The following is a 13,965-nucleotide window of genomic DNA, read 5'->3' on the forward strand; positions in this document are numbered from 1 at the left end:
GCGGTCGCGGCGCCGGAACAAAGGAGTTCACCGATGACCTGTCCCGTGTCTCATCAGTCCGTGTCCACCGACGGTGTGCCGCACGATGTTTCGGCTGCGGTCGAGAGATTCGAGCGGGTGGGCGGTTCGGTGCTGTTCGGGCTGTTCGCCGTCGGGCTGTTCGACCAGCCGATGCTGCCACCGGTGTCGGCGGCGCTCGAGGCGACGGGACGGTCCAGGTATCAGCCGTGGGCGCGTGCGGTGCGCACCGCCGCCGCCGACCAGCTCATCTACCACGGCACCGAGGCCGACGCGGCCGCCGAGGCCGAGCGCCTGATGCTGTTGCACCGTGCGGTCAAGGGCGTCGGCCCCGACGGGCAACGTTATTCGGCGTTCGAACCGCAGGCCTGGAACTGGATTCTGTACTCGACGTTCTTCGTTCAGCGCGGCGCCTATATCGCGTTGACCGGCACCGAGCCGACGGCCGCGCAGAACCAGGCCCTCTGGGATCACTACCGGCGCAAGACAACCGGACTGCACCTGCGCGGCCGCAACGCTCCGATCGAGGACTACCGCGAGCTGGTCGCCCACTACGAACGGATGGCCGCCGAGGAACTGCGGGTGACCCCGGCCCTCGAGGCGGCCACCGCGTCGGTGCGCCACGCGCCGCGCCCGGATTTCCTGCCCGCGCTCACCGGTCCGCTGTGGCGGGTGGGTTCGCCGGTGCTGAGCCATGTGGTGATGCTGCTCGGGTGCGGCATCATGCACCCGCGGGTGCGGGCCCGCATGCCGATCACCTGGACAGCCCGCCACGACACCGAGTTCCGGATGCTCACCGCGCTGCTGCGGACCGCGTTCGACCGGCTGCCCGCCACCGTCACCGATTCACCGATGGCTCGCAACCGCCGTCGCTATGACCGGCTGGTCGGCAAGTACCGCCGGGTCGGGCTCACCTCGTTCGCCCCCGACCCGGCGTTGCGCCCTGTCGGCTACGCCGAGACCGAGCCGGTGTCGAGCAGTCCGAGCTGAGCCAGGTCGCGCACATACTTGCCGATCAGGTCGCGTCCCAGTTGCGGAATGTCCGGGACTCCGGCGATCTCGGCAGCCCGCACGGCGGCGCGGAAGCCGTCGGCGGGCAGCGCCGAGCCTGCCAGCGGGCGGGCCGGATGCCGGTAGGCGTGCAGCAACGGCAGCAGGGTGTGTTTGCGTCGCGGTTCAGGCAAGGCGCGCAGGGCGGTGGTGAAGCGGTCGAACCATTCGTCGTAGTCGTCGATGCGGTCGATGTGGTGCCCGGCCTCGATCAGCCAGTCGACGAAGTCGTCGAGGCAGATGCCGTCGTCGTGGGGGTTCACGACATCGTAGGTGCGGTATCCGGCTGTCGGGGCCAGAGCGGTGACGGCGGCGGCGACGAAGTCGGCGGGCAGCCCGTCGTAGTGGGCACGACGGCGCCGCCCCTCGGAATCGATGCGGTAGAACGACTTCGGTGCCAGCCCGGTGACGAGCACACTGAGCAGCAATCGGGTGAACACATCGGGCACGTTGAGCTGACCATGGTAGCGGCGGTGGGCCAGGATCATGTCCGACCGGAACACCGCGACAGCCAGCCCGAGCCGGTCGGCGGCTTCGCGCAGCAGCACCTCACCGGCCCATTTGCTGTTGCCGTAGCCGTTGGCGTAGCCGGTGTCGAGGCGGCGCACAGGGCTCATCGTCCGCACGTCACCGTCTTCGGTGAAGTCGGTGATCTGGGCGGCGACGGCCACCGTCGACAGGTAGCCGACCGGCTTGCGGGTGGTGGTCGCGGCCAACCGGATGATCTCGGCGGTGCCGACCACATTGGGTCCGAACAGCTGGTGGTAGGGCAGCATGTGGTTGACCAGCGCCGCCGAATGCACGATCAGGTCCACGTCGCGGGCCAGCCGCTGCCATACCTGCTGGGGCAGACCGAGTTCCGGTGCACCGATGTCACCGGGCAGTACCTCGAGGGCGCGGTCGGCCAGCGCCCGGAAGTGTTCGGTGAGGGTGGGGTCGCTGTCGTAGGCCGCGTCGAGGCGGGCGCGCGCCGAATCGGCGTCGGCGCCGCGCACCACACAGATCACGGTGCCACCGAGCGGGGCCACGCGTTCGAGCAGTTCCAGTAGCAGGAATCGGCCGAGGTAGCCGTTGGCGCCGGTGAGCAGCACGGTCCGCGCGGGCGTCGCGGCCCTCGGCAGGTCGGGGGCGGCGGCGATGGTGCCGGCGTCGAGGAATTTGTCCAGGGTCAGATCCGCCGCCCGGATCTCGGTGGCGCCGCGACCGTGGATCGCCTCGGCGTCGAGGGTCGCGGTGCCCGCGGTGATGTAGCCGGTGAGAGCGGCCAGAGTGCTGTCGGGGCCGAGTAGGACGTTGACGGGGACGTCGACGTCGAGGAGTTCGCGCAGCAGTGTCGAATACGACAGCGCCGCAAGCGAATCACCGCCCAGGTCGGAGAATCGTGTATCGGCGCGCAGGTCGGCGGGATCGCAGCCGAGTATCGCGCCCGCTGCCCGGGCGACGACCTCGGACACGGCGAGGCCGGGGGCATCGGCACGTAACCGGCGCAGTTCGTCGTCCTGGCGTCCGACCAGCTCGTCGTAGAGCTGTTCCAGGCGCTGCCCGTAGCGCTGTTTCAGCTTGGGGCGCAACAGCTTTCCCACCCCGGAGAGCAGTCCGTTGTCGACGGTGAACGGTTCGGGTTCGACGAGGAAGGCGCGCGGAATCTCGTACGGTTCCAGCTGTGCCCGCACCGCGGCCCGGTGCAGTGCGTCGCTGATCGCGGCCTTGGCCTGTTCGGCGGGCAGCGGGCGGGCGGGGACGACGACGGCGAGTAGGAACGCGCGATCACTGCTGCCGTACACATAGATCTGATGGATCGGATCCTCGCCGGCGAACACCGCTTCCAGGCGCGAGACCGTCACGAACTCACCCTGCGACAGCTTGATGACGTTGTTGCGCCGGTCCACATAGGTCAGCCGGTCCGGGCCGAGTTCGGCGACGATGTCGCCGGTGCGGCAGAAACCGTCGGCGTCGAACACCTCGGCGGTGACCTCGGGGCGCCGGTAGTAACCGGCGATCATGGTCGTGGTCTTGAGCAGCAGTTCGCCACGCGGGTACGGCTTGTCGGTGCCGAAATAGCCGAGTTCGGGGACGTCGACGAGCTTGTAATCCAGCACCGGCGGGCGCATGACCCGGGTGTCGAAGATGACGCCACCACCGGTCTCGGTCGACCCGTAGCCGTCGTGCAGACGCAGCTCGAGCACCGATTCGACGAACGCGCGCAGTTCCGGTGCGATGGGGGCGCTGCCACACGACACCGTCAGCAGGCGACCACCCAGGAGTTGTTCGCGCAGTGACGTTTTCACCTGGTCGTCGGTGAGTTCGGGGTGGTGTTCCCGGGTGCGGCGGTAGTGCTGCTGGATCATCTCGCACACGCGCGGGACGAGGAAGATCTCGGTGGGCCGCACCAGGGCGATGTCGTCGAACAGTGTCGAAGTGTCCGGTGCGGCGGTGAAGTAGGCGGTGCCGCCCCGGGCGAGGGCGGCGTTGAGGGTGAGCCTGGCCGCGATGTGGCTCATCGGCAGGAAGTTCAGGTTGATGACCGCGTACGGGCGCACCGGCTGCCACCCCGCGGCGACGAGGCGGCGGGTGTACATCGCGCCCTTGGGTGTTCCGGTGCTGCCGGAGGTGTAGATCAGCAGAGCCAGCGCGTCGTCGTCGGGTTCCACGCGGGGGGCAGGCGCGGCGGCCAGCCCTTGTTCGACAGTGTCCGCGAGAGTGCGTATTCCGGGGAAGTCGTGGCGCGCTTCGTCGAGTAGCTCGCGATGCCGGTGGTCGTCGGCGAAGTAGTCGAACACCACGAGTGTCGTGGCACCCGGGGAAATCACCTCGACAGCTGTGCCGAGATACGCGATGTCGACCGCGAGGACCTTCGGTGTGGTCTCGTCGAGAATCGAACGCAGCTGGGTCGAGCTAGCGCCCGACTGCAGTGGCACGGCCACCGCTCCGAGGTGGATCACGGCCAGGTCGAGCACCGTGTAGTCGACCCCGGTGAATCCGAGCATCGCCACGAAGTCTCCGGCGCGCACCCCGTCGGCGTACCAGGCCGCCGCCACCGCCCGCGCCCGGTCCCACAGTGTGCGATAGGTGATCGTCTCGAAGTCGGGGACGATCCGCCGCACCGCTCCCCCGGGTTCGGGCACGAGTTCGGTGCGGCGGAACCCGAGCGCGGGCCGGTCGGCGTACCCGGTCATCGCCGCCTCGACGATCTCACCGAGCGGCAATCCGGGTGTGGTGACGGTGGCGTGCACCTCGTCGGAGGGGCGCACGGCCCTGACCTGCGGGTCCTCGGTGAGCAGTGCGGTGAGGCGCCACGCACCGGTGTCCTGGTCGAGGGTCATCCGGCGTTCTCCGTCCTGGTCTGCCCGTCGGTCGGGGCGGCGATGCGCACGCCTTGCCACGCGCGGCGGATGGCCGGGTCGGGATCGATGAGGACGCGGGTGGGGTGGTCGAAGATCTGGGTGGCACGGTGGTCGGCGGTGTAGGCGGGCCAGGCGGGCAGGGGGCTGCCGGTGCGGGCGAAGCTGAGCCAGTTGTCCTGCATGGCGCGCTGGACCGAGAGGAACGCCCGGTACCCGCCTGCCGCCGTCATCATGCGCCCGACCGGGGTGTTCACCCAGCCGAAGACGGGAATGAGGTCGAGGGCGTGGGTGGCGCCGAAACCGGCCAATCGCAGTGCGCGCGGGGCGAAGTCGAAACGGTAGGCGTAGGTGGGTGCGTGGGGACTGTGTCCTTCGAGGACCTCGAGGGTGGGGCGCAGGAACATGAAGTCCCCGCCGATGCGGACGGCGGTCGCCGGGCTCGGGTAGCCGGGGTAGCAGGCGGCGACACGTTCGAGGGCACCGGCTTCGCAGCGGGCGAAGGTTGTGGCCAGCTGGTCCTCGGTGTGCGGTACCGCTTTCACGAAACGCTGGAACAGGGTCGCCTCGTCGCGGTTGGTGCCGACGATCAGCGGCACCCGGTGCGCCCGGCCGGCGACGATCGCGTCCAGCGGCGCCTCGGGCAGAAACTCGCCGTCGGCGACGGGGGCGTAGGCGAAGCTGCCGGGTTCCTCGCGCATGGCCCGGCCCAGGGCACGGTCGGTGGCCCGGCACAGCGCGCTCGCCGAGGTGGTGGTGAGGGCGGTGACGGCGTCGGCCGGGTCGGCACCCAGTCGTTCGAGGCAGCGGCGGGCGAAACGGCCCGCGTCCTCACGGGTCATCGTCCAGTCGGCGGGGGCGCTCTGGGCGATGGCGCGGTGGAACAGCCCGCGCGCGGCGGGGGTGGCCATCAGGCTCACCACGGCGTGCGCACCCGCCGATTCGCCGAAGATCGTCACATTGCCGGGGTCGCCACCGAAGGCGGCGATATTGCGCTGCACCCACTCCAGCGCGGCCACCTGGTCGCGGAGTCCGAGGTTCGCGTCGAAAGGGCGCTCCGGCGTGGAGAATTCACTGAAGTCGACATAGCCGAGACCACCGAGCCGGTAGTTCACCGACACCACGATCACGTCGCCACGGACCGCGAGGCGGGCGCCGGAGTACATGCTCGAGGTGCCGATGACATATCCGCCGCCGTGGATGAACACCATCACCGGACGCGGCGTGCCCGACGATGCCGCCGGGGCGGTGACGTTCAGGGTGAGGCAGTCCTCGCCCACCGGTTGCCAGGTGCGCGGGCCGATGCGGGCACCGCTGGGGTGCTGGGTCGCCGCGAAACGGAAGCGGTCGGCCGCGCGCACGCCGGTCCAGGGACGCACCGGCTGGGGTGCGCGCAGGCGCAGGTCGCCGACAGGAGGGGCCGCGTACGGTAGGGCGCGCCAGCGCACGACGCTGCGGCCCGCTCGACCGCGCACGACTCCGTCGGCGGTCACGATCTCGATGGGCATCATCCCTTCACAGTACGTGGTACCGCCGGTACCACGTGGGTGGTTCGGTACGACGGGTTACCGGATTTCCCACGACCTAGGATGGGGTGATGGCCGCCGAACCGAGCGACCCGGAGCAGGCGCCGCTCGCGGCGGGCAATGCGGGCACCCTCGCCGAACTCGATGTGCTGGTGTCCTCGTGCCGGGCTTGTCCCCGTCTGGTCGCCTGGCGTGAGCAGGTGGCGCGCGAGAAACGGGCCGCGTTCCGCGACGAGGACTACTGGGGCAGACCGGTGCCCGGTTTCGGCCCCGACGACGCCCGGATCCTGGTGGTCGGGTTGGCCCCGGCCGCGCACGGCGGCAACCGGACCGGGCGCATGTTCACCGGCGACGAGAGCGGCAATGTCCTGTTCGCGGCCCTGCACGCGGTCGGCCTGTCGACCGGTTCGCACCCGGTCCGCGCCGACGACGGCATCGAACTCATCGATCTGCGCGTCACCGCGCCCGTGCACTGCGCGCCGCCGCAGAACAAGCCGACCCGCGACGAAACGCTGCGCTGCGCACCGTATCTGAGCCGGGAGATGGAACTGCTCGCCACCACCTTGAAGGTGATCGTGGTCCTCGGCGCCTTCGGATGGCAGGCGTTGTTCACCGTCCTCGCCGAAGGCGGCTGGGCCATCCCCCGCCCGCGCCCCCGCTTCGGCCACGGCGCCCAGGTGGTCCTCACCCACCCGGACGGGCGAACGGTGACAGTACTCGGCTGCTACCACGTGAGCCAGCGCAACACCTTCACCGGCATGCTCACCCCCGCCATGGTGCGGGACGTGCTGCGGCAGGCCAAGTCGATAGCCGGCTCCTGACCGGACACGACGCGAAATCCGGGCGGGGTGGTTCGGGTGGGGAAGCTCGGGTATGCGCGCGGTGTGAACAGCATTCGAGAGATCGCGGAAAGGCGCGGGCCCTTCGCTGTCGTGAACATGGATGCCTCACACGACACCGAGGACGCCGCGCATCAACTGGAGCTGCGACGACGGTCCATCAGCGGTCGCCTGCGGGAAGCGGGAGCCAGCGCGGAGATGATCGCGCTGTTCGACCGGGCCGTCGCCGAGGGTCCGCCCGGGCGTGGGCGGGCCGGACGGGTGTTGATCATCGACGATCACACCGTCCATGCCGACGAGCTGCTGCCCGAACCGCCGGCTCGAGAGGTCGTTCGGGTGTCACCGCTGCCCTATCTGCTGCCGTTGCTGCGCCACCACGAGGAACTGGTCCCGCATGTGGTCGCCGTGGTCGACAAGGTCGGCTGCGACCTGACCGTCGTCGACGAGAACGGGTCGGTCACCGAACGCAGCGTCGACCAGGACCCGTATCCGGTGCACAAAACCGGTGGTGGGGCATGGGCACACCGGTCCATGCAGCAGCGCGTCGAGGAAACGACCCGGCGGACCATCGACGAACTCGCCGAGCAGGTGAGCACCGAGGCCGAACAGGTGCACGCCGAGGTGATCGTGGTCGCCGGTGAGGTGAGCGCGCGCAACGCCCTGCATCACGCGCTGCCCGAACACGGGCCGACGGTGGTCGAGGTCGAGGCGGGCGCCCGCGCACGGGGCAGCGACCCGGGCGAACTGGAGACCGCCGTCCACCGGGTGGTCGCCGAACAGGCCCGCCACGACATCGAGGAGGTCCTCGACACCGTCGCCGCCGAGATCGCCCGCCCCGAAGGCCTGGCGGTGTCCGGTCTGGACGCGACCGCCGAGGCGTTGCGGATGGCGCGCGTGGACCGGTTGCTCATCGACCCGGACCGGCTCGGTGACCGCACCGTGCTGGTCGGCGCCGACCGGGCACAGGTGAGCGTGGACCTGCACGCCCCGGCCGGCTGGACCGGCAGCACCGCCCCACGACAGTCCTGCCGCGCCGACGAGGCACTGCCCGTCGCGGCGATCCTGACCGGTGCCGAGGTCATCGTCACCGGCGGTGTGCCGTCCGAGGACGGTGTCGCCGCCCTGGTCCGGCACCGCTGAAACGCACAAGGAGGCACGATGGTCATCGAACGAGGCAACACCAAGCACGGTCCGGCCCACGACGAGGAACTCGCGCACGAGCTGGACGGCACGATCAAGGGCAACCGGTCGAGCCGGGCCGAGGAGTGGCGCGACCCCGAGCCACCCGCCGACGACGACCCCGAAACCGGCATCCGCCCCGACACCCGAACCCCGTGACCTGGGTCGAGGACCGGATCGGGCAGCTGCTGCACAAGGTCGCACCCACGGCGGGGGCCAGCGTGCACGCGGTGACGATCGCGCGCCCCCGCGCGGACGTCGAACAGTTCTGGCTCGATCCGGCGAACCTGTCCGCGGCGCTGGACGGCATCGCCCACGTGGAATCGACCGCCCCGGACCGGTTGACGTGGTCGTTCGTCGAAAACACCGCCGCTGCCGCGCAATGGGTGAGCCGCACCGTGCGCGCCCCCGGCGAGATCCGCTTCGTCGGCGGCCGCGACCCGGCCGGCCGGTCCCAGATCCGGCTGACCTTCGCCGACGCCCCGGGCGATCTGGGCACGGAGGTGACGATCCGGGTCACCAGTCCACTGCCAAAACAGCTCACCGGGCATGCCGCGTTCACCGCCCTCTACCGGGCGCGCGCGATTCTGCAGACCGGGGAGGCGCCGACCCTGACCCACAATCCGAGCGGACGCGAGCAGGAGGACTGATGCGAGCACTGTGCTGGAACGGCGTGAACGATCTGGCCGTGGAGACGGTGCCCGATCCGCGCTTGGTCAACCCGCGCGATGTGATCGTCGCGGTCCGGTTGAGCACCACCTGCGGTTCGGATCTGCATTTCATCGACGGCTACCTGCCCGGTATGCGCGAAGGTGACGTGATCGGGCACGAATTCATGGGTGAGGTGCTCGAGGTCGGCGGCGCGGTGGAGCGGATCGCCGTCGGTGACCGGGTGGTCGTGCCGTCGTTCATCGGGTGCGGCGCGTGCTGGTACTGCGGGGCCGGGCGGTATTCGGCCTGTGACACCACCAACCCGAATGCCGCGGTGCAACAACCGATCCTGGGTTTCCCGTCCGGCGGGATCTACGGCTACACCCATCCCTTCGGCGGCTATCAGGGCTCGCACGCCGAATACATCCGTGTGCCTTTCGGCGATGTGAACTGTTTCCCGATTCCGGAGTCGATCACCGACGAGCAGGCCCTGTTCTGTTCCGACGCGCTGCCGACCGGGCTGATGGGCGCCGAATTCTGCGACATCTCCCCCGGTGACACCGTCGCGGTCTGGGGCAGCGGCGGCGTCGGGTTGATGGCCGCTCACACCAGCCGTCTGCTCGGCGCGGGCCGGGTGATCGTGATCGACCGCGTCCCCGAACGCCTCGAGCTGGCGCGCCGGCACGCGGGCGCCGACACCATCGACTACACCAGTGTCGACAGCGTCCCCGCGACCCTGCGCGAGATGACGGGCGGGCGCGGACCCGACGCCTGCATCGACGCGGTCGGGATGGAAGCGCACGGCACCGGCGTGCAGCACCTCTACGACCGGGCCAAGCAGTTGCTGCGACTGGAAACCGATCGGGCCACCGCGTTGCGCGAGGCGATCATGTCGTGCCGCAAGACCGGGGTGGTGTCGGTGCTCGGCGTGTACGGCGTGACCGACAAATTCCCGATGGGTGTGCTCACCAACAAGGGGCTGACCCTGCGCACCGCCCAGCAGTCCGGTCAGCGCGATGTCTCACGCATGTTCGAGTTCATCACCACCGGGCAACTCGACCCGTCGTATCTGATCACCCATGATCTGCCGCTGTCGGACGCGGTCGCCGGATACGACATCTTCAAGAACGACAAGAGCGAATGCGTGCGCGCGGTCTTCCGGCCGTGACGTTCAGCGGTGGGCGTGGCGGGTGAGCTGGTCGACCGGGTCGTGTCCGCCGACGCCGGAGGCGAATTCGCGGTAGCGCAAGGCGCCGCCGGCGTCGGCGGCCAGCGGTGGGGTGTCACCGCCCGCGCCGTCGCCGAATCCGTGCAGCACCTCGGTGAGCGCGTCGGCGGCGCTGATCCTCGGCGTCCAGCCGAGTTCGGTACGGGCGCGGGTGGTGTCGAGCAGCGGTAGATGCATCATCGCGTCGAACAGTTCCGGAGTGGCCGGGACCAGCCGCAACCACCAGCCCACCGTGAGCGCGGCTTTCACCGCGCGGGGCGGGACGGGAAACGTCCTGGTCCGCAGGATGCGGGTGATGGCGTCGCGGTCGATGACGTCGTCGGCGGCCAGATTGAACGCACCGCGCACCTGCTTGGTCACCGCCAGCGCGTAGGCGCGTCCCACATCGCTGCTGTGCAACGCCTGGAACCGCATTCCCCACGGATACGGCAGCACGGGCAGCACTCCGGGCCGGATCAACCGGTTGGGCAGCAGCGGTCCAGCGAACAGGCGGCGCTGTTCGCTGGCCGAGTCGTACTGGAAGGTGAACGCCGGACGCATCCGCACCACCCGGATATCGGGATTGTCGCGTTCGAAGATGTCGAGAAGCCGCTCCACATAGGACTTCTCGGCCATATAGGCGGCGGCGGGCCAGCCCTCGGTCGGCCAGCTCTCGGTGACGGGTTCGTCGTCCTCGCGCGGTGCGTACGCTCCGACCGAGGACGCGTAGATCAGCGCGGGCACCTCCGCCTCGGCGACAGCGGCCAGCACCCGTTCGGTGCCGTCGACATTGGTGTGCCAGGTGTCGAGCGGCCGGTGCGTGGGCTGGAACACCCAGGCCAGGTGCACCACCGCGTCGGCCCCGCGGAACAACGAGACCAGATCGGCGTCGCGCACGTCGGCGCCGACCCAGTCGACCCCGGCGAGTCCACGGTCGGGTCTGCGCCGCGCCACTCCCAGCACCGACGTCACCGCCGGTGTGGTGGTCAGTGCGTCGACCACCGCCGTGCCGACATTGCCTGTCGCTCCCACCACGACCACACGCATCGCACACCTCCTCGGCTCGGTTCGCATCCTCGCCATACCCGCGCCGGTGCCGCCGACACCGATCCGCCCGGATCTGTTTGACCCGCCGCGCACGTGGAATCGCTTCGACGACGACCACCGCCCGAGGGAGGACGCCCATGCCGTTCGACCGGACCGATCCAGGCTTCCGCGGACCAGGCCCCGAATCCGTCGATCACGTCGCCGCGCGCCGCCCGCGTGTCGTCGTCCTGGGTGATGCCGTCCTCGACGTGTGGAAATGGGGACGCTGCCACCGGTTGTGCCGGGAGGGCCCGGTGCCGGTGGTCGATGTGGCCGATACCGCGAAAGTGCCTGGGGCGGCGGCGAATACGGCGGCCAACCTGGCCGCACTCGGCGCGCAGGTGCAGATGGTCGCCACGGTCGGTGACGACGACGCCGGCCACGACCTGCGCGACTCGTTGCGCCGCGCGGGAGTGGGAACCGACACCGTGGTCGCCGACCCGACCCGGAACACCGAGGTGAAGGTGCGGGTGATGGCCGACGAGCAGATCCTGCTGCGCTACGACGAGGACTGTGCCCCGGTGCCCACCGACACGACCGCGCTGCTCGCCGCGCTCGACACCGCCCTCGCCGATGTCGACGCGCTGCTGATCTGCGATTACGGCGTCACCCTCGACGACGCGATCCGCGACGCCCTGTGCGCGCGCCGCGACAGTCTCCCGCTGCTGGTCCTCGACGCGCACGAACCGGCCCGCTGGCAGGCACTGCGGCCCGACCTGGTGACACCCAACGCCGAGGAGGCCGCGGCCCTGCTCGACACGACGGCACACACCGATCACGCGCAACTGTTCATCGACCACCGCGACGAACTGATGGCCCGCACCGGAGCGGCCGCGGTGGTGGTCACCCTCGACAAGGACGGCACCGTCCTGCTGGTGGACGGCAAGCCCGCGCACCGGACCTGGGCGGTGGCGGTGCCGGAGAACCGGTCGGCCGGTGCCGGTGACACCTTCGTCGCCGCCCTCACCGCCGCCGTACTCGACGCGATGCCGCTGACGGGTGCGGTCGAATTCGCCCAGGCCGCCGCCGATGTGGTGTTGCGCAGCCCCGGTACCTCGGTGTGCCGGTGTCCCGATCTGCGTGCCCGCCTCGGCGGCGAGGGCTCCGGAGTCCTTTCGCGCGACCGGTTCATCGCGACCGTGCGCCGCGAGCGAGCCGAGGGCGCGCGGGTGGTGTTCACCAACGGCTGCTTCGATGTGCTGCACGCCGGTCACATCGCCTGCCTCAACGAGGCCAAGAGCCTGGGCGACATCCTGGTGGTCGCCGTGAACTCCGACAGCAGTGTGCGCCGCCTCAAGGGCCCCGAGCGGCCCGTGAACACCGCGGGCGACCGGTGCGCGGTGCTGGCCGCCCTGAGCTGTGTGGACCATGTGACCGTCTTCGACGAGGACACCCCCGCCGAGTTGCTGCGCGCCACCGAGCCCCAGCTGTATGTCAAAGGCGGCGACTACAGCCCCGACATGCTGCCCGAGACCGCTGTCGTCACCGAATACGGCGGTCAGGTCCGGGTTCTGAACTACCTCGCCGACCACTCCACGACGACGATGATCGACCGCATCCGCGGCCGCGTGGGAGAACGATGAGCGATGCCGATTCCGACCGAAGCCGGCCACCACGCCATTGCGGGGAGGACGTGCCGGCTCAGGTGCGAGTCATGGCACGCTTCGCCGGTGCCGCGATGTTGCCCAGCGGCGCGGTGTATCCGCAGTCATCGACGACGGTCCCCGACCGGGGCGTCGAGGCCTACGGTGTCGTGCCACCGCCGTTCCGGCCGCAGTGCGGTGACAATGCCGGCGGGGCCGAGGAATTCGTCGATCTCACGGCACACCTCCTCGACGGTGACCGAGGCGACGATCGAGTTGTCGTGTTCGCAGCGTGGGGCGCCCTCGTCGGTGAGGGTGGCACCGCAGAGCTGGCAGCGCGTGGTCCACGCGGTCAGCACCCGGTCGTTGGCGCGGTTGAGTGGTCCGGCGTTGACGAGGTTGCCGATCCAGAAGATCCCGACCGTCGGGATGCCGAGCGCTTTGGCCAGATGCCGTGGTCCGCTGTCGTTGCCCACGAAAACCGTTGTCCGCGTGAGTAACCCGCACAGCTCGGTCATGTCGGCATCGACGAGGCAGTGCACGTGGCGGGTGTCGCAACCGCCCACCCGGTCGAGGATTTCGCGCAGCAGCGGACGGTCGTCGTGGGTGCCGATCACATGAACGGTGGCCCCGCCGCGCACACAATGCTCGATGACCTCCGCGAATTTGCGCACGGGCCACCGCCTTCGGGGATCGGTCGCCGAGGGGTGAACCGTCACAACGGGCCTCGTCGCCTGCCCGACGAGCCGTTCGGCGGCGGCCTCGTCGTCGGGGGTGACGGTGATCCTCGGTTCGAGAGTGACCGGTGCCGCCCCGGCCAACCCGACCACCTCGAGCGCACGGATCATCTCGTGCTGGTAGTACCGGAACGGGGTGGTCCTGGTGAGCTCGATGGCGCCGTCGGCGCGGGAACCGACCGTCCACCGAGCTCCCGTGCGGCGCAGGAACCGGTTCGACCAGGCGCCACCCCCGTGCAGTTGGATACCCAGATCGACACGCTCCCTTGTTGTTTCGTCGAGCAACGCATCCTCGGCAGGTGAGTTCTTCGGTGGGAGCACCCGCACGTCGCGCACCGGTCCCGGCCGTGATCGGAGCAGCGCGGCATGCAGTGCCGAACCGAACAGGGTGATCCGCGCCGTCGGGTAGGTCGCGGCCAGCGCCTCGATCGCCGGCAGGGCGAGCAACAAGTCGCCCAGGCCACCACCGCGCAACACCACGATGCGTTCGACATCGGGGAACGGCCGCGCGATCGGCCCGAAAACACTGTCGCCGGACGCGGTCGTCATCTCGGCACTCCTTACCCGATGTTCTGTGGTTGCGGTGATCGGCACCGCCGCAGTACCCCACCGGCGCACACCGAAACAGTCGGGCGAAACCGGCACGCCGCTGTTTGACCCACTTCTCCCCGGGCATAGCGCCCAGCGAGAACCGGTCCGCCCGCAGCGGTGCGTTCCACTGGCCACCGCTTGTCACGACGAACGGAGT

Annotated in this window: 11 protein-coding genes; 7 read left to right on the forward strand and 4 right to left on the reverse strand. The window is 69.9% G+C overall.

Annotated features, from left to right (window positions below):
- Positions 1-33: 33 nt before the first annotated feature.
- Positions 34-1,008 (forward strand): oxygenase MpaB family protein, encoded by a 975-nt coding sequence (locus AB0F86_RS08010; protein WP_356982842.1) that lies wholly within the window; start codon positions 34-36, stop codon positions 1,006-1,008.
- Here the strand turns inward: AB0F86_RS08010 and car are convergent.
- A complete protein-coding gene (gene car / locus AB0F86_RS08015) occupies positions 969-4,391 on the reverse strand; it encodes a carboxylic acid reductase (protein WP_356982844.1) in 3,423 nt (1,140 codons plus the stop codon). The genes AB0F86_RS08010 and car overlap by 40 nt on opposite strands.
- Positions 4,388-5,920 carry a carboxylesterase/lipase family protein gene (locus tag AB0F86_RS08020; protein WP_356982846.1) on the reverse strand — a complete coding sequence of 511 codons (1,533 nt, stop codon included), beginning with the start codon at positions 5,918-5,920 and terminating at the stop codon, positions 4,388-4,390. The genes car and AB0F86_RS08020 overlap by 4 nt, the downstream gene beginning before the upstream one ends.
- An 86-nt stretch (positions 5,921-6,006) precedes the next feature.
- On the opposite strand from AB0F86_RS08020, the gene AB0F86_RS08025 reads away from it, so the two are divergent.
- The 5 genes from AB0F86_RS08025 (at position 6,007) to AB0F86_RS08045 (ending at position 9,772) form a co-directional block, all read left to right on the forward strand.
- Positions 6,007-6,756: a uracil-DNA glycosylase gene (locus tag AB0F86_RS08025; protein ID WP_356982847.1), complete on the forward strand. Its 750-nt coding sequence runs from the start codon at positions 6,007-6,009 to the stop codon at positions 6,754-6,756.
- 63 nt (positions 6,757-6,819) lie between these two features.
- Entirely contained in the window at positions 6,820-7,914 is a 1,095-nt protein-coding gene (locus AB0F86_RS08030) for a Vms1/Ankzf1 family peptidyl-tRNA hydrolase (RefSeq protein ID WP_356982849.1), read from the forward strand.
- Positions 7,915-7,932: 18 nt separating this feature from the next.
- Entirely contained in the window at positions 7,933-8,112 is a 180-nt protein-coding gene (locus AB0F86_RS08035; RefSeq protein WP_181697276.1) for a hypothetical protein, read from the forward strand.
- A complete protein-coding gene (locus AB0F86_RS08040) occupies positions 8,109-8,603 on the forward strand; it encodes a hypothetical protein (protein ID WP_356982851.1) in 495 nt (164 codons plus the stop codon). The genes AB0F86_RS08035 and AB0F86_RS08040 overlap by 4 nt, the downstream gene beginning before the upstream one ends.
- Entirely contained in the window at positions 8,603-9,772 is a 1,170-nt protein-coding gene (locus AB0F86_RS08045; RefSeq protein WP_356982853.1) for a zinc-dependent alcohol dehydrogenase, read from the forward strand. Before AB0F86_RS08040 ends, AB0F86_RS08045 begins: the two co-directional genes overlap by 1 nt.
- A 3-nt stretch (positions 9,773-9,775) precedes the next feature.
- On the opposite strand, the gene AB0F86_RS08050 is transcribed toward AB0F86_RS08045, so the two are convergent.
- Positions 9,776-10,858, reverse strand: a complete 1,083-nt coding sequence (locus AB0F86_RS08050) for an NAD-dependent epimerase/dehydratase family protein (RefSeq protein WP_356982855.1) — start codon at positions 10,856-10,858, stop codon at positions 9,776-9,778.
- Between the two features lie 137 nt (positions 10,859-10,995).
- Here AB0F86_RS08050 and rfaE2 point away from each other — a divergent pair, with 137 nt between their 5' ends.
- Positions 10,996-12,480 carry a D-glycero-beta-D-manno-heptose 1-phosphate adenylyltransferase gene (gene rfaE2 / locus AB0F86_RS08055; RefSeq protein WP_356982857.1) on the forward strand — a complete coding sequence of 495 codons (1,485 nt, stop codon included), beginning with the start codon at positions 10,996-10,998 and terminating at the stop codon, positions 12,478-12,480.
- Between the two features lie 125 nt (positions 12,481-12,605).
- Here rfaE2 and AB0F86_RS08060 read toward each other — a convergent pair whose 3' ends face one another.
- The gene (locus AB0F86_RS08060) at positions 12,606-13,766 is read right to left on the reverse strand and encodes a glycosyltransferase family 9 protein (protein ID WP_356982859.1); all 1,161 of its coding nucleotides are present in this window, start codon (positions 13,764-13,766) and stop codon (positions 12,606-12,608) included.
- Positions 13,767-13,965 lie beyond the last annotated feature (199 nt).

The sequence above is a fragment of the Nocardia sp. NPDC023733 genome (genome assembly GCF_040639775.1).
Lineage (GTDB): Bacteria > Actinomycetota > Actinomycetes > Mycobacteriales > Mycobacteriaceae > Nocardia > Nocardia rosealba.